Origin of the sequence: Methylobacterium sp. Leaf113 (genome assembly GCF_001423325.1) — a bacterium.
Lineage (GTDB): Bacteria > Pseudomonadota > Alphaproteobacteria > Rhizobiales > Beijerinckiaceae > Methylobacterium.
This window is the reverse complement of the sequence record NZ_LMNJ01000011.1, coordinates 1-20,306: the sequence shown is the minus strand read 5'-3', so window position 1 is coordinate 20,306 and position 20,306 is coordinate 1. Positions and strand designations below refer to the sequence as shown.

The window sequence follows — 20,306 nt, the reverse complement described above, 5'->3', positions numbered from 1 at the left end:
TCTGATGTTGCGTCTGAAGGGGTGCGGGAGGCGCTCCTGTGGGAGCGCCGCCGGCTTTAGGCGTACTTGGCGACGACCTTCTCGGCCTCGCCGCGCGGCACCTCTTCGTAATGGTCGAACTGCATCGTGAAGTTGGCGCGGCCTTGAGAGAAGGACCGGAGCTGGTTCACATAGCCGAACATGTTGGCGAGCGGCACCATCGCGTTGATGACGTTCGCATTGCCGCGCATGTCCTGGCCCTGGATCTGGCCGCGGCGGGAATTGAGGTCGCCGATGACCGAACCCGTATATTCTTCCGGCGAGACGACCTCGACCTTCATCACCGGCTCGAGGAGCACTGATCCGCCCTTCTGGAGGGCTTCACGAAGCGCCGCGCGGGACGCGATTTCGAAGGCGAGAGCCGACGAGTCGACGTCGTGGTAGGCGCCATCGATCAGTTCGACCTTGATATCGACGACCGGGAAGCCCGCCAGGATGCCAGCACCGAGAACCGAATTAAGGCCCTTCTCGACGCCCGGGATATATTCCTTCGGCACAGTACCGCCGATGATCTTCGAGGAGAATTCGAAGCCCTTGCCGGGCTCGTTCGGCTCGACAATGAACTTCACCCGAGCAAACTGACCGGTACCGCCGGTCTGCTTCTTATGGGTGTAGTCGATCTCGGTGCGCTTCGTGAGCTTTTCACGATAGGCCACCTGCGGCTGACCGATATTTGCATCGACCATATAGGTGCGGCGCAGGATATCGACCTTGATGTCGAGGTGAAGCTCGCCCATCCCGCGAAGGATGGTCTGGCCGGATTCCTGGTCCGTGGAGACCCGGAACGACGGATCCTCGGCTGCCAGCTTGGCAAGCGCGATGCCGAGTTTCTCCTGATCGGCCTTGGACTTCGGCTCGACCGCGATCTCGATGACGGGCTCCGGAAACTCCATCTTCTCGAGGATGACGGCGTCCTTCGGATCGCACAGGGTATCGCCCGTACGGGTTTCTTTGAGACCGGCCAGGGCCACGATGTCACCCGTGAAGGCCTCCTTCACGTCCTCGCGATTGTTGGCGTGCATGAGAAGCATGCGACCGACGCGCTCTTTCTTGTCGCGCGACGAGTTGATGACGTTGGCGCCCGACTCGATCTTTCCTGAGTAGACGCGGCAGAACGTGATCGTGCCGACGTGCGGATCGTCCATGATCTTGAAGGCGAGCATGGAGAAGGGATCGCTATCCGACGGATGGCGGACGATCTCTTCCTCGGTCTTGAAGTCGAGGCCCTTGATCTCGCCACGGTCTGCAGGAGACGGCAGGTAATCGACAACGGCATCGAGCAGGGGCTGGACGCCCTTGTTCTTGAACGCCGAACCGCACAGCACAGGGTGGAAGGCACGACGCTGGACGGCCGTACGGACGAGGCGATGCATCGTCTCGGCATCCGGCTCGACACCGTCGAGATAGGCCGCCATGGCGTCATCATCCATTTCCACACAAGCTTCGACCAGCTTGATGCGGTACTCAGCGGCCTGATCAGCGAGATCGGCTGGAATTTCCGCTTCTGAGAAATCGGCGCCCAGCTTCTCGGACGTCCAGACGATGGCCTTCATCTTGATCAGGTCGATGACGCCCTTGAAGGTCGTCTCGGCGCCGATCGGAAGCTGCAGACACACCGGCTTGCCAGCGACGCGGTCGATGATGTCGGCGACACACTTGAAGAAGTCGGCGCCGATCTTGTCCATCTTGTTGACGAACACGACGCGCGGCACGTCGTACTTGTCGGCCTGACGCCAGACGGTCTCGGTCTGGGGCTCCACGCCCTGGTTGCCATCGAGAACGCAGACGGCACCGTCGAGGACGCGAAGCGAGCGCTCCACCTCGATGGTGAAATCAACGTGGCCGGGGGTGTCGATGATGTTCAGGCGCTTGTCGCGCCAGAAGCAGGTAGTAGCAGCCGAGGTGATCGTGATGCCACGCTCCTGCTCCTGCGTCATCCAATCCATCGTCGCGGCGCCGTCATGGACTTCGCCGATCTTATGGGACTTGCCGGTGTAATACAGGATCCGCTCGGTGGTCGTGGTCTTGCCAGCATCAATGTGAGCCATGATGCCGAAATTGCGGTAGTCCTCGATCGCGTGCGTGCGGGGCATCGGATTGCTCCTGAAAGGGTCCGGGTCCGCTTACCAGCGGTAGTGCGAGAAGGCGCGGTTGGCTTCAGCCATCCGGTGCGTATCTTCACGCTTCTTGACGGCGTTGCCGCGATTGTTGGCGGCATCGAGAAGCTCGGCCGACAGCCGCTCGACCATGGTCCGATCGTTCCGGCCGCGGGCGGCCTGGATCAGCCAACGGATGGCGAGTGCCTGGCGGCGCTCGGTGCGCACCTCGACGGGGACTTGGTAGGTTGCACCGCCAACGCGGCGGGAGCGGACTTCGATCGCCGGAGCGACGTTGTCGAGAGCCGCGCGGAACACCTCGATGGGGTTTGCACGGGCGCGGTTCTCGACGATGTCGAAGGCGCCATAGACGATCCGCTCAGCGGTGGACTTCTTGCCCTCGTACATGATGGAATTCATGAACTTGGTCAGCACGATGTCCCCGTACTTCGGGTCCGGGATGATCTCACGCTTCTCGGCAGAATGGCGGCGGGACATCGCTCGCTCCGTCTTAAACTTGGTCTTCTTGAAACCACCCTGCGCAGGCCGCCTTGAACCTCTCTGAGGCCGGCGACATCCTTACAGGGTGCGCGAATATCAATCGTACGTCGCGTGTCGCTCTTACTTCGGACGCTTGGCGCCGTACTTGGAGCGACGCTGCTTGCGGCCCTTGACGCCCTGTGTGTCCAGCACGCCGCGCAGAATGTGGTAACGCACACCCGGAAGGTCCTTCACGCGGCCGCCGCGGATCATCACCACGGAGTGCTCCTGAAGGTTGTGACCCTCGCCTGGGATGTAGCCGATGACCTCAAAGCCATTGGTCAGACGAACCTTCGCGACCTTACGGAGCGCGGAGTTCGGCTTCTTCGGAGTCGTCGTGTAGACGCGGGTGCAGACGCCACGCTTCTGCGGGCAGGCGTCGAGCGCCGGCACCTTGTTGCGGCTCTTCTGCGCCTTGCGCGGCTGAGCGATCAGCTGGTTGATCGTCGGCATGCCAATCCTCTCGAAACGCGTCACCATCGGCGGTGACCGTCGAAATCCAAATCTCGTTGCGGTCAGCCCCGGCATCGCACAAAGCTGTGCGACGAAACGCAAAACCGCGCCCCAGGCTGATCTCAGCCTTTGGCGCGCCGTTGCAAGCAGAGGATCACCCGCATTGAAGCAAGCGATCATGCCGGACTGACACGTGTTCGTTCGTTGAAGTCGGATGCGTCTAGGAAGCCTGGATCGAGGCTCGGCGCCTCACGATCGTTTGCTGCCTACGGCCAGCCGTTCAATGAGGGCCTGATAGAGGTGGATTCGACCCGCGTCAACCCATTCCGTTACAGGATCATGAAGTTGCGTCGTCCTGCGACGCACGAAATCTTCGGTCCGACCGGTCACGAAAAAGGGGCCGCCCATGGGCAGCCCCTTCGTTCCGACGCGATGCGGCGTTCGGGTTATTCCGCGGCGGGCGGCAGCTCCGAGAGGGGCTGAGCCCCGCTCTCGGCGGCCTTCTGCTGCAGAATGAGGTTGTCGCGTCGGCGCGCGACAGCCCGGATCTCAGCCGCCATCGAGCCGGTACCCGCCGGGATGAGCGAGCCCACGATGACGTTCTCCTTGAGGCCCTCAAGGTAATCGATCTTGCCGTTGACGGCGGCCTCGGTGAGCACCCGTGTCGTCTCCTGGAACGAGGCCGCCGAGATGAACGACTTCGTCTGGAGGCTCGCCTTGGTGATGCCGAGCAGAACCGGAACACCCACGACCGGCTTCTTGCCCTCGGCAAGCAGCTTCTCGTTGATGTCTGCGAGTTCCGTCCGATCGATCTGGTCGCCCGTCAGGATGTCGGAATCGCCACCATCGGTGATCTCGACCTTCTGCAGCATCTGCCGGACGATGACCTCGATGTGCTTGTCGTTGATGGACACGCCCTGGAGCCGGTAGACCTCCTGGATCTCGTTGACGAGGTAGGCAGCAAGCTCCTCCACGCCCTTGATTGCCAGGATGTCGTGCGGTGCCGGGTTGCCGTCGACGATGTAGTCGCCAAGCTCGACGACGTCGCCATCCTGAAGGTGGATGTGCTTGCCCTTCGGGATCAGGTACTCGACCGCCTCAGAACCGTCATGCGGGGTCAGCGTCAGGCGACGCTTGTTCTTGTAGTCGCGTCCGAACTGAATCGTACCCGACTTCTCCGCGATGATCGCGGCATCCTTCGGACGCCGTGCCTCGAACAGTTCCGCCACCCTCGGCAGACCGCCGGTGATGTCGCGGGTCTTGGCGGAGTCGGTGGAGACGCGGGCGAGGATGTCGCCGGCCTTCACCTTCGCGCCGGGGTCGTAGCCGATGATGGCATCGACGGGCAGGAAGTAACGGGCATCGGAGCCGCGCGGCAACTTCATCGGTTTGCCGTCGTCGTCGAGCACCAGCATCGCCGGCTTGAGGTCGGCGGTGCGGGCGGTCCCCCGCCAGTCGATGACGACGCGCTTGGCGATGCCAGTCGACTCGTCGGTGGTCTCGGTGATCGACTGGCCGTCGATGAGGTCTTCGTAGGCCACCACGCCGTCCGTCTCGGTGATGATCGGACGGGTATAGGGGTCCCATTCGGCGATGCGCTGACCGCGCTTCACCTTGTCGCCATCGTCGACCCGCAGCTTCGCGCCGTATTGCAGGCGGTGGACTGCACGCTCCGAGCCGTCGGTGCCGACGATGACGACAGCAACGTTACGGCCGGTGGCGATCAGATCACCGTCCGAGTTCCGGGCGAGGGCCCGGTTGCGGATTTTGATCGAACCTTCGAAGCTCGACTCGATGAAGGACGAGTCGGCGATCTGGGCCGCACCACCGATGTGGAAGGTCCGCATGGTGAGCTGGGTGCCCGGCTCGCCGATCGACTGCGCGGCGATGACGCCGACAGCCTCGCCCATGTTGACGGGCGTGCCACGGGCCAGATCGCGCCCGTAGCAGGTGGCGCAGACGCCGCTCTTGGTGGCGCAGACGAGCACCGAGCGGATCTTCACCTCCTGAATACCGGCCGCCTGGATGGCGGGCAGGTGCTTCTCCTCGATGGTCTCGCCGGTCTTGACGATCATGGTGCCATCCTGGGCCACCAGATCCTCGGCCGTGGCACGGCCCAGGATACGGATCGCCAGCGGAGCCACGACCTGGCCGGCATCCACGATGGCGCGCATGCGGATGCCGTTCGTCGTGCCGCAATCGGTCTCGCGGATCACGGCATCCTGCGCCACGTCGACGAGACGACGGGTGAGGTAACCGGAATTCGCGGTCTTGAGCGCGGTGTCGGCGAGGCCCTTACGTGCGCCGTGCGTCGAGTTGAAGTACTCGAGCACGTCGAGGCCTTCCTTGAAGTTCGAGATGATCGGCGTCTCGATGATCTCGCCCGATGGCTTGGCCATCAGGCCGCGCATGGCGGCGAGCTGCTTCATCTGGGCCGGCGAACCACGGGCACCGGAATGGCTCATCATGTAGATCGAGTTGACCTGCTTGTCGGCGCCGTGCTCGTCCTTCTGCACGGTCGAGATGCGCAGCATCATCTCGGCGGCGAGCTTGTCCGAGCACTTGGCCCAGGCGTCGACGACCTTGTTGTACTTCTCGCCCTGGGTGATCAGGCCGTCATTGTACTGCTGCTCGTAATCTTTCACCAGCGCGCGGGTGTCGTCCACGATCGGCCATTTGTTGTCCGGCACAACCATGTCGTCCTTGCCGAACGAGATGCCAGCCTTGAACGCGTGGTTGAAGCCGAGCGCCATGATGCGATCACAGAAGATCACCGACTCCTTCTGACCGCAGTGGCGGTAGACGGTGTCGATCATCGCGGAGATCTCCTTCTTCGTCATCAGCTTGTTGACGACGTCGTAGGGGACGTTCTTGTGCAGCGGCAGAGCGGTCGAGAGGATTACGCGGCCGGGGGTGGTGTCGTAGGTCTTGGTCAGCGGCTCGCCGTCCGGCCCGATGCCGTTCCAGCGCCAGCGGATCTTGGTGTGCAGCTTGACGGTCTTCGCCGCCAGAGCATGCTCCAGTTCGCCGATATTGCCGAAAACGCCCTGCATCGGGTTCTGCTTGTTCGTCGGGTCGAACGCGCCGATGGCGCCCTCGGCGACGATCGACAGGTAGTAGAGGCCGAGAACGATGTCCTGCGACGGCACGATGATCGGCTGACCGTTCGCCGGGTGCAGGATGTTGTTCGTCGACATCATCAGGACGCGCGCCTCCAACTGAGCCTCGAGGCTCAGCGGAACGTGCACGGCCATCTGGTCGCCATCGAAGTCGGCGTTGAACGCGGCGCAGACCAGCGGGTGCAACTGGATCGCCTTGCCCTCGATCAGCTTCGGCTCGAAGGCCTGGATGCCGAGGCGGTGCAGGGTCGGTGCGCGGTTCAGCATCACCGGGTGCTCGCGGATCACCTCATCGAGGATATCCCAGACTTCCGGCTTCTCCTTCTCGACGAGCTTCTTGGCCTGCTTCACCGTGGCGGAGAAGCCCTTGGCGTCGAGGCGCGCGTAGATGAACGGCTTGAACAGCTCGAGCGCCATCTTCTTGGGCAAGCCGCACTGGTGCAGCTTCAGCTCCGGGCCCACCACGATGACCGAGCGGCCCGAGTAGTCGACGCGCTTGCCGAGTAGGTTCTGGCGGAAGCGGCCCTGCTTGCCCTTCAGCATATCGGCGAGAGATTTCAGCGGACGCTTGTTGGCACCCGTGATGACGCGGCCACGGCGGCCGTTGTCGAACAGCGCGTCCACCGCCTCCTGAAGCATGCGCTTCTCGTTGCGGATGATGATGTCCGGCGCTCGCAGCTCAATCAGCCGCTTCAGACGGTTGTTGCGGTTGATGACGCGGCGGTAGAGGTCATTAAGATCGGACGTGGCGAAGCGACCGCCATCGAGCGGGACCAGCGGGCGCAGATCCGGCGGAATCACCGGCACCACGGTGAGGATCATCCATTCGGGCTTGTTGCCCGACATCTGGAAGGCCTCGATGATCTTCAGGCGCTTGAGCAGCTTCTTCGGCTTCAGCTCGGAGGTCGTGGTGGCGATCTCTTCGCGCAGGGAATCCGCGATGCCGTCGAGGTCCAGTTCCTGAAGAATCCGGCGGATCGCTTCGGCGCCGATCATGGCGGTGAAGCTGTCCTCGCCGTATTCCTCCTGCGCGCGCAGGTACTCCTCCTCTGACAGGAGCTGACGCTCCTTCAGGGGGGTGAGGCCCGGCTCGATGACGCAGTAGGACTCGAAGTACAGGATGCGCTCGAGGTCCTTGAGCGCCATGTCGAGCAGCAGGCCGATGCGGCTCGGCAGCGACTTCAGGAACCAAATATGGGCGACGGGCGCGGCGAGCTCGATATGGCCCATGCGATCGCGCCGAACGCGCGCGAGGGTCACCTCGACGCCGCACTTTTCGCAGATCACGCCCTTGTACTTCATGCGCTTGTACTTGCCGCACAAGCACTCGTAGTCCTTGATGGGTCCGAAGATGCGGGCGCAGAACAGGCCGTCACGCTCAGGCTTGAATGTGCGATAGTTGATCGTCTCGGGCTTCTTGATCTCGCCGAAAGACCACGAGAGGATCTTCTCGGGCGACGAGATCGAGATCTTGATCTGGTCAAAGCTCTGGGGCTGAGCCTGCTGGTTGAAAAGATTCATGACCTCTTGGTTCATGATCTACTCCTGCTGACGAGGCGCACCCTCCGCCGAGGGGCTGACCACGTGCTGAAAATGGATGCGGCGCGACGACCGGCCGGATCGTCGCTGACCGTAGAACGGGAGGCCCTGCCCCTCCCCGCTCAGACCGCGCCGGGACTGATCCCGGCGCGGGAGCGTGATGCGGTGGTTATTCGGCCGCCTCTGCGGGCGGCTCGATCTGGTCGTTGGCGAGCTTCTTGGAAGACGTCAGCTCCACGTTGAGGCCGAGCGAACGCATCTCCTTGACGAGCACGTTGAACGACTCCGGAATGCCGGCCTCGAAGGTGTCGTCGCCACGGACGATCGCCTCGTAGACCTTGGTCCGGCCGGCGACATCGTCCGACTTGACCGTGAGCATCTCCTGCAGCGTGTACGCGGCGCCGTAGGCTTCCAGAGCCCAGACCTCCATCTCGCCGAAGCGCTGACCGCCGAACTGAGCCTTTCCGCCCAGCGGCTGCTGGGTGACCAGGGAGTACGGGCCGATCGACCGGGCGTGGATCTTATCGTCCACCAGGTGGTGCAGCTTCAGCATGTAGATGTAGCCCATCGTGACCTTGCGGTCGAAAGGCTCACCGGTCCGACCATCGTAGAGCGTCGACTGGGCCGACCGGTCGAGACCGGCCATTTCCAGCATCTGCTCGATGTCGGCTTCCTTGGCGCCGTTGAACACCGGGGTCGCCATCGGCACGCCGCGACGCACGTTGTTGGCGGCTTCAGCCAACTCGTCGTCGGACAAGCCTTCCAACTCGGACGGCGAGTAGATCGCCTGCATCTCGCCGCGAAGCGGCTCGATGTCCTGGTTGCGCAGGTAGGCGTCCACCGCGAGGCCGACCTTGCGGCCGAGACCGGCCGCAGCCCAACCCAGATGGGTTTCCAGGATCTGGCCGACGTTCATGCGCGAGGGCACGCCCAGCGGGTTCAGCACGATGTCGGCATGGGTCCCGTCTTCCAGGAACGGCATGTCCTCAATCGGGACGATCCGCGAGACCACGCCCTTGTTGCCGTGGCGTCCGGCCATCTTGTCGCCCGGCTGGATCTTACGCTTCACCGCCACGAAGACCTTGACCATCTTCATGACGCCGGGCGGAAGTTCATCGCCGCGCTGCAACTTCTCGACCTTATCGAGGAAGCGCTGCTCGAGGCGCTTCTTCGACTCGTCGTACTGCTTCTGCATCGCTTCCATCTCGGTCATGAGACGGTCGTCGATGACGGCGAACTGCCACCATTGCGAACGCGGGTACTCGCTGAGCAACTCGCGGGTGAGCGTGGTCTCCTTGCGGAAGCCCTTCGGTCCCGCGATGGGAGCCTGACCGATGAGCACCGTTGCGAGACGGGCGTAGGTGTTGCGGTCCAGGATCGCCTGCTCGTCGTCACGATCCTTGGCGAGACGCTCGATCTCCTCGCGCTCGATCGCCTGGGCGCGCTCATCCTTGTCGACGCCGTGGCGGTTGAACACCCGGACCTCGACGATGGTGCCGGTCACGCCCGGGGGAACCCGAAGCGAGGTGTCGCGCACGTCCGATGCCTTCTCGCCGAAGATAGCGCGCAGGAGCTTTTCCTCCGGCGTCATCGGGCTTTCGCCCTTCGGCGTGATCTTGCCGCACAGGATGTCGCCGGCGTGCACCTCGGCACCGATATAGACGATGCCGGCCTCATCGAGGTTCTTCAACGCCTCTTCCGAGACGTTGGGGATGTCGCGGGTGATTTCTTCCGGTCCGAGCTTGGTATCTCGGGCCATCACCTCGAACTCCTCGATGTGGATCGAGGTGAACACGTCATCCTTCACGATCCGCTCGGAGAGCAGGATCGAGTCCTCGAAGTTGTAGCCGTTCCACGGCATGAACGCGACAAGCACGTTCCGGCCGAGAGCGAGTTCACCGAACTCCGTCGAAGGGCCGTCGGCGATGATCTCGCCCTTCTTCACGGCCTCGCCGACACGCACCAGGGGCTTCTGCGTGATGCAGGTCGACTGGTTGGAGCGCTGGAACTTCTGCAGGCGATAGATGTCGACGCCGGGCTTGTTGGCATCGGCCTCTTCGGTGGCTCGGATGACGATACGGGTGGCGTCCACCTGATCGACGATGCCGGTGCGGCGGGCCGCGATGGCGGCGCCGGAGTCGCGGGCGACCACGGCCTCCATGCCGGTGCCGACGAAGGGCGCATCGGCGCGAACCAGCGGCACCGCCTGGCGCTGCATGTTCGAGCCCATCAGTGCGCGGTTCGCGTCATCGTTCTCGAGGAACGGGATGAGCGCGGCCGCGACCGACACCAGCTGCTTCGGCGACACGTCCATCAGGTCGACGCGATCCGGCGGCACGACGATGACGTCACCGGCGCGACGGCAGACCACAAGATCCTCGATGAGCTTGAAGGTCTCATCCATCTGCGCGTTGGCCTGCGCGACGTAGTACTTCGCCTCTTCCATTGCCGAGAGGTAGGCAACGTCGGTGGTGACGACGCCGTCCTTCACCCGCCGGAAGGGGGTCTCGATGAAGCCGTACTTGTTGACGCGTGCGAACGTCGCGAGCGAGTTGATCAGACCGATGTTCGGGCCTTCCGGCGTCTCGATCGGGCAGATGCGGCCGTAATGGGTCGGGTGCACGTCGCGCACTTCGAAGCCGGCCCGCTCACGCGTCAGACCGCCCGGGCCAAGCGCCGAGAGGCGGCGCTTATGCGTCACTTCGGAGAGCGGGTTGGTCTGATCCATGAACTGCGACAGCTGCGACGAGCCGAAGAACTCGCGCACGGCGGCAGCGGCCGGCTTGGCGTTGATGAGGTCCTGCGGCATCACCGTGTCGATGTCGACGGAGGACATCCGCTCCTTGATGGCGCGCTCCATGCGGAGCAGGCCGAGGCGGTACTGGTTTTCCATCAGCTCGCCGACCGAGCGTACCCGGCGGTTGCCGAGGTGATCGATGTCGTCGATCTCGCCCTTGCCGTCGCGCAGGTCCACCAGCGCCTTGACGACCGCGAGCATGTCCTCGCGACGCAGGGTACGCACGGTGTCCTCGGCATCGAGGTCCAGGCGCATGTTCATCTTCACGCGGCCCACGGCGGAGAGGTCGTAGCGTTCGGAATCGAAGAACAGCGAATGGAACATTGCCTCCGCGGTATCGAGCGTCGGCGGCTCGCCGGGGCGCATGACGCGGTAGATGTCGAACAGCGCGCCTTCGCGGCCGGAATTCTTGTCCACCGCGAGCGTGTTGCGGATGTAGGGACCGACATTGATGTGGTCGATGTCGAGCACCGGCAACTCGGAGACCCCGACCTCTTCCAGGCTCTTGAGGAGCTTGTCGGAGATCTCATCGCCGGCCTCGGCCCAGATCTCACCCGTCTTCGGGTTGACCAGGTCCTCGGCGATGTACTGGCCGATCAGGTCCTCGTCGGTGGCCTTGAGGAAGTTCACGCCACGCTCGGCGATCTGCCGGGCGTTGCGGGCGTTCAGCTTCTTGCCGGCCTCGAGCACGACTTCGCCGGACTCCGCGTCGATCAGGTCGACGGACGCCTTGAAGCCCTTCAGGCGGTCGGCATCGTAAGGCACGCGCCACTCGGCGCCGTCACGATCATAGATCACGCGGTTGTAGAAGGTCGACAGGATCTCTTCGCCGTCGAGACCCAGCGCGAACAGCAGCGAGGTCACCGGCAGCTTGCGCTTCCGATCGATGCGGACGTGGACGATGTCCTTCGCGTCGAACTCGACATCGAGCCAGGAGCCGCGATACGGAATGATGCGGGCGGCGAACAGGAGCTTGCCCGAGGAATGGGTCTTGCCCTTGTCGTGGTCGAAGAACACGCCGGGCGAGCGGTGCATCTGCGAGACGATGACACGCTCGGTCCCGTTGACGATGAAGGTGCCATTCTCCGTCATCAGGGGCATATCGCCCATGTAGACGTCCTGCTCCTTGATGTCCTTGACCGACTTCGCGCCGGTATCCGGGTCCACATCGAACACGATCAGGCGCAGCGTCACCTTCAGCGGGGCTGCGAACGTGATCCCGCGCTGCCGGCACTCGTCGACGTCGTATTTCGGCTGCTCGAACGTGTATTTCACGAATTCGAGCAGGGCCGTGGAAGAGAAGTCCGAGATCGGGAACACCGACTTGAACACGGTCTGCAGGCCTTCGTCGCCCCGTCCGCCTTCCGGCTCGTCCATAATCAGGAACTGATCGTAGGATGCCTTCTGAACCTCGATGAGGTTCGGCATCTCGGCGACTTCCTTGATCTTGCCGAAGAACTTGCGAATCCGCTTGCGACCGACCAGCGTGTTGGCCATGGGTGACCTCGCTCCTACGTCCCGCGTACCGGGTGCCCGGGGAAGGCTCTTGCCTCCCGCGACCAGGCGGTGAGCCCGCCCCGCCGGACGACGCCCTCCCGAACTGAAAAACTCGTGGCCCTCACGTGGGCCGGTCGGGTCGCCTGAAGCGACCGTGGCCCACGGGCGTGAACCCGCGGGCCTTCGGTGCCCTCAGGTCTGGATGGACCCAAGGGACGGTGATGGACCGATACGGCCCACCGAAGAGTCTTACTTGAGCTCGACCTTGGCGCCAGCCTTCTCGAGCTGAGCCTTGAGCTTCTCGGCCTCTTCCTTGTTGACGGACTCCTTGACAGCCTTCGGAGCGCCCTCGACGAGGTCCTTGGCTTCCTTGAGGCCGAGGCCGGTGATCGCGCGGACCTCCTTGATGACCTCGATCTTCTTGTCGCCGGCGGCGGTGAGCATGACCGTGAACTCGGTCTGCTCCTCGGCAGCGGCAGCCGGGCCGGCGGCCGGACCAGCGGCGACGGCGACGGCGGCAGCAGCCGAGACGCCCCACTTCTCTTCGAGCATCTTGGCGAGGTCAGCAGCCTCGAGAACGGTCAGCGAGGACAGGTCGTCGACGAGCTTGGCGAGATCAGCCATGTTGGTGTTCCTTTAGATATCGGTTTGAACGGATGGGATGAAAAGAGCGATGCGGCCTCAGGCCGCTTCGCTCTGAGCCTCGTCCTTGTTGGCATAGGCCCCGAACACGCGGGCGAGCTTGGCCGCCGGTGCGTTGACGACCTGGGCGATCTTGGTCGCGGGAGCCTGGATGAGGCCCACGATCTTGGCGCGCAGTTCGTCGAGGGACGGGAGCGAGGCGAGGGCCTTCACACCGTCCGGGTTCAGGGCTGTCGTGCCCATGGCGCCGCCGAGGATCACGAGCTTGTCGTTGGCCTTGGCGAAGTCCACCGCAACCTTGGCGGCCGCGACCGGATCGCTGGAATAAGCGAGCAGGGTCGGACCCTTCAGGAGGGGCTTGATGGAGGCGACGTCCGTGCCATCGAGAGCGATGTTGGCGAGGCGGTTCTTGGTGACCTTCACGGTGGCACCGGCCTGCTTCATCTGCGAGCGCAGCTTCTGCATGTCGGCGACCGTGAGGCCCTTGTAGTGGGCCACGACGACGACGGACGTGTTCGCAAACACGCCGTTGAGCGTCGAGACGAGATCAGCTTTGGCTGTCCTGTCCACTGGGGCTCTCTCCGGTTGGCGGAACCCGAGAATGGGTCCGCCGGTTGCACATGCCGCCCGGGACGGAACTCGGCTTAACGAGAAGCCGGAACGTCCTTGGCGACGCTTCACGGCCCTGTCCCCTATCGGCCCCCGGAGCGGGTGGACGATACGGGTGAGATGGTTCAAACCGATTCCTCGTCCTGTCCGCGTCGAGCGAACCGGCCGAGGGGTCTAGAAATTCGGTCTTCCCCGTCTGTGCAGGCTTGGACGATTAAGCCGGTTGCCCGGCACCTGCAGTCTCGGACAGGACATGGCCGGACGAAGCCCCGAAGCGCTTTCGCCCTTCAAAGCCTTCCGGCCATCACCGCCTAGTTGCCCAGGCGATCTCTCAATCGGAATGCGACCGATCGGCCGATTCCTTTCGCATGTATGAAAACGTTGAGGCGGTCTATAGAGCCTTGCAAGCAGCCTGCCAAGAGCCCCGCCGTGAAAAATGAGCGGGGCGTGCTGTTTTCCCTTGACGCCCTCTAGCCACGTCCTCTCCCCGTCTCGCCCAGTGCGCCCGACGATGATTGGCCGGGCGCCAACCTCTTCCTAGGTCGGAAGGAACTTGCGGGCCGCGCGCCACCAGGGCTCGCGCGCCGTGTTCTTCTGCTCCGCCTTGGCGGCGTAGAACGAGGCGTTGTGCTCGCCCCGCAGCGCTTCCCGGGTGAAGCGGATGAGGTGGTGCGCCACGAAGCCCATGTTAAACACGGCCTCGATCTGGCCCCGCTTGAGGGCGTGACCGGCCGCTTTCCAGAACACCCGTCGATAGTCCGACAACAATCCGACCCGCACCGCGATGTTGAAGCCGAGGACGAGACCCCGGCGTAGGTTGGTGCGCGTGAGCTTGCCCTTGATCGGAGTCTTGATCCGGTTCGGGTAGGTCACCTCGACCTGATGGCGGAAGCGCTCGAAGATCTGCGCCGGCTCGTAGGCGTGGGCGATCGCCCGGCGCCAGCTCGCCACCACGTCGTCGTGCGGGCGCTTGAACAGCACGTTGGATTCGAGGGCCGCGTCGTGGACGAGGCGGTTCTCACGGGTGAGCCGATCCCAGAGCGGCGTCTTGGGCAGGGCCTGGAGTAGGTTCATCGTCAGCACGGGCACGGCCGATTTGTCGATGAAGTCGATCAGCTTCTGCTCGGACTGGTCGGTGTCGGTGTCGAGGCCGAGGATGATGCCGGAGGTCACCTCGAGACCGAAGCTGTTGAGGATCTCGATCGCCTCGTACATCGGCACGGCGGCGTTGTGCTTCTTGTCGATGCCCGCGAGGGCGTCCTCCTCCGGCGTCTCGATGCCGACGAAGACGGTCATGAAGTTGGCTTGGCGCATCAGCTCGAGGATGTCGGGCTGCTTGGCCATGTTCAGGGTCGCCTCGCAGGCGAACTGAAGCGGATAATCGTTCTTCTTCTGCCACGCTACGAGGTGGGGCAGCATGTCCTTCGTGGCCTTGCGATTGCCGATGAAGTTGTCATCGACGAAGTACACCACCGCCGGGTGGCCAGGCTGGGCGATGATGGCGTCGAGTTCGCCGAGCATCTGCTCGGGGGATTTGAGGCGCGGCTGACGGCCGTAGAGCTGCGGGATATCGCAGAACTCGCAGCGATAGGGGCAGCCGGAGGAGAACTGCAGCGATCCGATAAGGTAGCGCTTCAGGGGAGCCGCCTCGTAGGCGGGGGCCGGGAAATCCGAGAGCGGAAGCCGCTCCTTGGTCTCCAGGCGCACCTGCGCGGCCGGGATCGACACGTCGCGGTCGAGGATCGCCACCAGTTCGTCGGTGGCGTCGCCGATCTCACCGAGATGCAGGTAGTCGAATTCGGGGTACTGCTCCGGCGAGCCGGACACCGAGGGACCGCCCAGCACCGTCACTTTATTCGCGGCGTGGGCGCGGGCGTAGATGTCCCGGATCTGCGGGGCCTGGATGTGCATGCCCGACACGAAGACCGCATCGGCCCAGGCGAAATCCGCTGGGCCGGCCCGGGCGATGTTCTCGTCGATGAACCGGTACTCCCAGGCCTCGGGCATGTAGGCCGCGATCAGCAGGAGCCCCTGCGGCGGCATGAAGGCCTTCACGCCACCCATCAGGGGATAGGCGTGAGAGAAGGTCCCGAAGGACGGCGTGTAGGCAGGGAAGACGCACAGGATGCGTCGCTTCGAGTTGACGGAGAGGGTGCATCGCATGACTGCATACCTAGCACAGGCATCCACGAAGGCGTCACCCTCGCATGTTGTTTTCTCGCGTGTTCGTTTCCGCCCGTACGACCATCCGTCACAGTCGGCGCTTCCCCTCACGCGCCTTTGAACGGAGTCGACGCCGTCGCACCGGTTTCGCGGCTCCCGAAGGCCGCATCACCCGCCGGCCGGAGGGCTACTCGACCTGGGAATCCTCGCCATCGAGGGCGAGTTGCCGAAGGATCTGGAGCGCGATCGTGAGCTTCGGGATGGGGGGCGAGCCGAGCGCGAGGCGGACGCCGTCGGGCGCCGTCGCGGGGTCGATGGCGAAGGCGCTCGCGGGCGAGACCGCGACACCGCGGCGCGCCGCCGCCGCGGCATAGCGCTCGGCATTCCAGACGCCAGGAAGTGTCAGCCAGAGATGGTAGGCGCGTGGGTCTCCCTGAACGTCGAGGCCGGTCAGGATCTCGCGGGCCAGAGCTTGTCGAATCGCCACGTCCGCCCGCTTCGCCTGCCCAATGCGGCTGGCGAGGCCGTCTTCGATGACCTGACGGGCCATCGCGAGCGGCAGGCCGCTGGCGGTCCAGGCTCCGTTGCGGATGGTGCGCGCCAGCGGTTCGACCAGGGCAGAGGGTACGGCGAGAACGCCGAGGCTGAGCCCAGGGGCCAGCCGTTTCGACAGGCTGTCGACCACGATCACCCGATCCGGTGCGAGGGCCGCCAGTGGCTCCTCGTCGCACAGGAACCCGTACACCGCGTCCTCGATGCAGATGATGTCGTGCCGGTCGAGCAGGCGCGCGACGTCCTGCCGGCGTCGGGCATCCATGGTGTGCCCCAGGGGACTGTGCAGCACGGTCTGAAGGTAGAGGGCCCGCAGCGGTCCGGCGCGGTGTGCATCCGTGATCGCGTCCGGCCGTACGCCCTCCCCGTCCATCGCCAGCGGAACCAGGGTGAGGCCGAGGCGGGCCGCCATGCCCTTGACCACCGGATAGGTCAGGGCTTCGACCCCGATCCGGTCACCGGGGCGGGCCAAGGCCATCAGTGCGGCGGCGATTCCCTGTCGTCCCGCTCCGGTGAACAGGATGCGCTCGGGCTCGGCCGACCAGCCGCCGCGGCGGAAGAAAGCCGCTGCAGTGGCTCGCGCCTGCGGTGTCGCGCTGGCACGGAGCGGCGGGAACGTGGCTTGGAGCGCCGCCGGACGAAGAAGTGCGGCTAAGCTCGCCGACAGATCTGCAGCCTGCGTCGGCAGGATCGAGAAGACATGCTCGAGATTGATCAGGCCGTCGTCGGTATCCGGCGGGGCGTCGCCTAGCGGAGCTCCAGACATGCGGATGAAGGTGCCACGTCCGACCTCTCCGGTGACGAGGCCGCGCCGCGTCAACTCGGCATAGACCCGACTCGCGGTCGAGACCGCAATGCCACGCTCATAGGCGAACTGGCGCTGTGGCGGCAGTTGGGCGCCGGGAGGCAGGCTGCCCGCGGCGATCTCGGCCGCAATCCCGTCGGAGATTGTTCGGTAATCCGTCACGCTTAAATTGCTCCGAGTTCAATTCTATAATTGAATCAATTCATATTCGGATCAATAGGATCGCGTGCAGCGATGGAGATGCCCGTGACGACGAATACAAGACCGCCTCCGCTAGGCTCATTTTGCCTGTTCCGGCACCTAAATCCAGGCGCTCTCGCGGGTATAGGGCATCTCGCAAGACCCATGGCCCTGCTAAGGACCTGGCGCCGTCGTTCTCAGGGGCGCAAGACAATTCGTCAATTGTCCTCGGAGCAAATGATCGAACTCGATCTCGATCCTGTTGTCCTGCGCCAAGAGGGCCGCAAGCCATTCTGGCTGAAGTGAGTGCAAACGAAAACGCCCGGCCGCAGTGGCCGGGCGTTTCCAACGTTTGGATGCACGCGCGCGTGAATCAGGCGGTGAGGACCGTCGACGGCTCCACCTTGACGCCAGGACCCATGGAGGAGGTCACGGCGACGCGCTGGACGTACTGGCCCTTAGCGCCGGCCGGCTTCGCCTTGGACACCGCGTCGGCGAACGCCTTGATGTTCTCGACAAGCTTATCGGCGTCGAAGGAGACCTTGCCGATGCCGGCGTGGATGATGCCGGCCTTCTCGACGCGGAACTCCACCGAGCCGCCCTTGGCGCCGGCGACGGCACCCTTCACGTCCATGGTGACGGTTCCGACCTTCGGGTTCGGCATCAGACCGCGCGGGCCGAGCACCTTGCCGAGACGGCCGACGAGCGGCATCAGGTCGGGGGTCGCAATGCAGCGATCGAACTCGATCTTGCCGCTCTGGACGATCTCGAGCAGGTCCTCGGCGCCCACGATGTCGGCGCCGGCGGCCTTGGCCTCGTCGGCCTTCGCGCCGCGAGCGAACACCGCCACCCGCACCGTCCGGCCAGAGCCGTTGGGCAGGTTGCAGACGCCGCGGACCATCTGGTCGGCGTGGCGCGGGTCGACGCCGAGGTTCATCGAGATCTCGACGGTCTCGTCGAACTTGGCGCTGGCCTTCTCCTTCACGAGCTTGATCGCCTCGTCGATGGGATAGAGCTTGAGCGCGTCGATGCCCTCGCGGGCGGCGCGGATGCGCTTGCCTTCGTGTGCCATTGTGCCCTCCCCTTAAGCGACGACGTCGAGGCCCATGGCCCGAGCGGAGCCACGGATCATGGCGACGGCGGCGTCAACCGAGTCGCAGTTCAGGTCGGGCATCTTCTTCTCGGCGATCTCGCGCAGCTGCGCCTCGGTCACCTTGCCCACAGTCGGGCCCTTGCCCGGAGTCTTCGAGCCGGAAGCCGGCTTCTTGCCGATCTTCAGGCCGGCAGCCTTCTTGAGGAAGAAGGTGACCGGCGGCTGCTTCATCTCGAAGGTGAAGGAGCGGTCCTGGTACGCCGTGATGACGACCGGGATCGGGGTCCCCTTCTCGATCTGAGAGGTCTTCGCGTTGAAGGCCTTGCAGAATTCCATGATGTTGAGGCCGCGCTGACCGAGCGCGGGGCCGATGGGCGGCGACGGGTTCGCGGCGCCTGCCGGAACCTGAAGCTTCACGTAGCCCGTGATCTTCTTTGCCATAGGGACTGCTCCCAAAGAATGCCCGCTGTCCGGCTGGCCTCAGCGCGAACGATACGGGCGGTTGCAGGTCGCGGTTCGGACCGTCGACCCCGGCGGCGAACCGGGCGGGCCTCCCGCGTGTGACACCGCTGCGAAGAGCGGTGGTTTCGCGCCCGGCTCTAGGCCGAACGAAAGGGTATGACCGATCGCGGACGATCGACCGAAAGCGAAGCGATCAGATCTTCTCGACTTGGCCGTATTCCAGCTCGACCGGCGTCGCGCGGCCGAAGATCGAGACCGCCACCTTGAGGCGCGAGCGGCTCTCGTCGATTTCCTCGACGGTGCCGTTGAACGACGCGAACGGACCGTCGGAGACACGAACCGTCTCGCCGATCTCGAAGGAGACGGAGGGCTTCGGACGGTCGACGCCCTCGGCAACCTGGCCTTTGATGCGCTCGGCCTCGGCATCCGGGATCGGAACCGGCTTCGATTTGTCGGCGCCGAGAAAGCCCGTCACCTTGGGCGTGTTCTTGATCAGGTGATAGACTTCGTCGGTCAGGTCGCACTTCACCAGGACGTAGCCCGGGAAGAACTTGCGCTCGGCATCGACCTTGCGGCCGCGCCGGACCTCGACGACCTTTTCGGTCGGGACCATGACCTCGTCGAACAGCTCCATCAGGCCACGCTGGGCCGCCTGATCCTTGATGGACTGCGCGACCTTGTTCTCGAAATTCGAGTAGGCGTGGACGATGTACCAGCGCTTCGACACGGTTCTCACCAAATCCTGACGTCAGTCAGCCCGAGCGCTGCAGGGCGCTCGGGCCGAGAAGTGATTTTAAGCGCCGACCCCGAGGATCAGGGTCACGAGATAACGCAGCGCCTGATCCACCACGGTGAAGAAGATGCTGGCCACCACCACCATGATGAACACCATCACGGTGGTCACGACGGTCTCCTTGCGGCTCGGCCACGTGACCTTGCGGCCCTCGTCGCGAACCTGGGTCAGGAACTCGGCCGGTCCGACACGCTTCGGGGTCGGGCGGACGGGCGGTGTCGCCCGCGGGGGCGTCGGCGTGGCGGAGCCGCGCTGCGGAGTGCGCGCGAGGTCCACTTTCTTCGATGCTTCGTTCGATGCCATGGCGCCAACAACAGGGAGATCGGCCCGAGCTTCGGGAAAGCGCAATGCGGCGGCTCCGGAGGGAGCCAGCATCAACGGCCTTCATCGATCTCGGAAGGCGACCGCTCTAACGCAAGTCGCCGGGCTTGTCGACTACGCCCGACCGGACTTCGCGGATGAACGATCAGCTCGAAGGAACGGGGATGGGAGGGTCGACTGGTTTGACGCGGCCAGTTGGCAAAATCCAAGTGGCAGGAGTGGAGGGACTCGAACCCGCAACCTCCGGTTTTGGAGACCGGCGCTCTGACCAGTTGAGCTACACTCCTACGCGAGGGACAAGTCCTTCGCCGCGGCGCTGCTATAGACCGGTCGCCGTGGCTCCGCAATGGTCAAACTGCGCGGTCGACAAAGATCCTTCGCCGTCTCGATTGCAGGCAGTCGGCAGGTGCCGACGCCGGCTAAAACGCGCACGGCGCCCCGGACTAAAACCGGAGCGCCGTACTTGGCGTCATATCAGGCGGCCGCTCGGGCCGACCGGATCAGGACTACTCGTTGATGGCGGCGACGACGCCGGCGCCGACGGTGCGTCCGCCTTCACGGATGGCGAAGCGCAGCTTCTCTTCCATGGCCACCGGCACGATCAGG

Annotated in this window: 13 protein-coding genes, 1 tRNA gene and 1 pseudogene; all 15 read right to left on the bottom strand. The window is 64.3% G+C overall.

The annotated features are described in order from the left end of the window. Positions 1–56: 56 nt before the first annotated feature. The gene (gene fusA / locus ASF60_RS08770) at positions 57–2,132 is read right to left on the bottom strand and encodes an elongation factor G (protein WP_056183511.1); all 2,076 of its coding nucleotides are present in this window, start codon (positions 2,130–2,132) and stop codon (positions 57–59) included. A 30-nt stretch (positions 2,133–2,162) separates the two neighbouring features. Further along, complete coding sequence (gene rpsG / locus ASF60_RS08765) at positions 2,163–2,633, bottom strand: 30S ribosomal protein S7 (protein WP_056183508.1); 471 nt, start codon at positions 2,631–2,633, stop codon at positions 2,163–2,165. Positions 2,634–2,756: 123 nt separating this feature from the next. After that, a complete protein-coding gene (rpsL, locus tag ASF60_RS08760; RefSeq protein WP_018044234.1) occupies positions 2,757–3,128 on the bottom strand; it encodes a 30S ribosomal protein S12 in 372 nt (123 codons plus the stop codon). A 446-nt stretch (positions 3,129–3,574) separates the two neighbouring features. Then, positions 3,575–7,783: a DNA-directed RNA polymerase subunit beta' gene (rpoC, locus tag ASF60_RS08755; RefSeq protein ID WP_056183506.1), complete on the bottom strand. Its 4,209-nt coding sequence runs from the start codon at positions 7,781–7,783 to the stop codon at positions 3,575–3,577. A 172-nt stretch (positions 7,784–7,955) separates the two neighbouring features. Beyond that, on the bottom strand, positions 7,956–12,080 hold the full coding sequence (gene rpoB / locus ASF60_RS08750; protein WP_056183504.1) for a DNA-directed RNA polymerase subunit beta: 4,125 nt from the start codon (positions 12,078–12,080) through the stop codon (positions 7,956–7,958). A gap of 249 nt (positions 12,081–12,329) precedes the next feature. Further along, positions 12,330–12,704, bottom strand: a complete 375-nt coding sequence (rplL, locus tag ASF60_RS08745) for a 50S ribosomal protein L7/L12 (RefSeq protein WP_056183502.1) — start codon at positions 12,702–12,704, stop codon at positions 12,330–12,332. Between the two features lie 57 nt (positions 12,705–12,761). Next, positions 12,762–13,292 carry a 50S ribosomal protein L10 gene (rplJ, locus tag ASF60_RS08740; protein ID WP_056183499.1) on the bottom strand — a complete coding sequence of 177 codons (531 nt, stop codon included), beginning with the start codon at positions 13,290–13,292 and terminating at the stop codon, positions 12,762–12,764. 576 nt (positions 13,293–13,868) lie between these two features. Continuing rightward, complete coding sequence (locus ASF60_RS08735) at positions 13,869–15,494, bottom strand: B12-binding domain-containing radical SAM protein (protein ID WP_056183497.1); 1,626 nt, start codon at positions 15,492–15,494, stop codon at positions 13,869–13,871. Positions 15,495–15,681: 187 nt separating this feature from the next. Further along, complete coding sequence (locus ASF60_RS08730) at positions 15,682–17,013, bottom strand: aminotransferase-like domain-containing protein (protein ID WP_056183494.1); 1,332 nt, start codon at positions 17,011–17,013, stop codon at positions 15,682–15,684. 391 nt (positions 17,014–17,404) lie between these two features. Continuing rightward, on the bottom strand, positions 17,405–18,103 hold the full coding sequence (gene rplA / locus ASF60_RS08725) for a 50S ribosomal protein L1 (protein ID WP_056183492.1): 699 nt from the start codon (positions 18,101–18,103) through the stop codon (positions 17,405–17,407). A 12-nt stretch (positions 18,104–18,115) separates the two neighbouring features. Continuing rightward, a complete protein-coding gene (gene rplK / locus ASF60_RS08720) occupies positions 18,116–18,565 on the bottom strand; it encodes a 50S ribosomal protein L11 (RefSeq protein WP_018044245.1) in 450 nt (149 codons plus the stop codon). 214 nt (positions 18,566–18,779) lie between these two features. Beyond that, positions 18,780–19,313 (bottom strand): transcription termination/antitermination protein NusG, encoded by a 534-nt coding sequence (gene nusG, locus ASF60_RS08715; RefSeq protein ID WP_056183491.1) that lies wholly within the window; start codon positions 19,311–19,313, stop codon positions 18,780–18,782. A 66-nt stretch (positions 19,314–19,379) separates the two neighbouring features. Continuing rightward, positions 19,380–19,682, bottom strand: coding sequence for a preprotein translocase subunit SecE (gene secE / locus ASF60_RS08710; RefSeq protein ID WP_056183489.1), 303 nt, complete (start codon positions 19,680–19,682; stop codon positions 19,380–19,382). 228 nt (positions 19,683–19,910) lie between these two features. Continuing rightward, positions 19,911–19,987, bottom strand: a tRNA-Trp gene (locus tag ASF60_RS08705). A 219-nt stretch (positions 19,988–20,206) separates the two neighbouring features. Then, positions 20,207–20,306 (bottom strand): annotated as a pseudogene (locus ASF60_RS23515) (EF-Tu/IF-2/RF-3 family GTPase); the annotation flags it as partial.

Coding starts and splice junctions, on each gene's coding strand:
- fusA (WP_056183511.1), bottom strand. CDS start 2,132: ATGCCCCGCACGCACGCGATCGAGGACTACCGCAATTTCGGCATCATG.
- rpsG (WP_056183508.1), bottom strand. CDS start 2,633: ATGTCCCGCCGCCATTCTGCCGAGAAGCGTGAGATCATCCCGGACCCG.
- rpsL (WP_018044234.1), bottom strand. CDS start 3,128: ATGCCGACGATCAACCAGCTGATCGCTCAGCCGCGCAAGGCGCAGAAG.
- rpoC (WP_056183506.1), bottom strand. CDS start 7,783: ATGAACCAAGAGGTCATGAATCTTTTCAACCAGCAGGCTCAGCCCCAG.
- rpoB (WP_056183504.1), bottom strand. CDS start 12,080: ATGGCCAACACGCTGGTCGGTCGCAAGCGGATTCGCAAGTTCTTCGGC.
- rplL (WP_056183502.1), bottom strand. CDS start 12,704: ATGGCTGATCTCGCCAAGCTCGTCGACGACCTGTCCTCGCTGACCGTT.
- ASF60_RS08735 (WP_056183497.1), bottom strand. CDS start 15,494: ATGCGATGCACCCTCTCCGTCAACTCGAAGCGACGCATCCTGTGCGTC.
- rplA (WP_056183492.1), bottom strand. CDS start 18,103: ATGGCACACGAAGGCAAGCGCATCCGCGCCGCCCGCGAGGGCATCGAC.
- rplK (WP_018044245.1), bottom strand. CDS start 18,565: ATGGCAAAGAAGATCACGGGCTACGTGAAGCTTCAGGTTCCGGCAGGC.
- secE (WP_056183489.1), bottom strand. CDS start 19,682: ATGGCATCGAACGAAGCATCGAAGAAAGTGGACCTCGCGCGCACTCCG.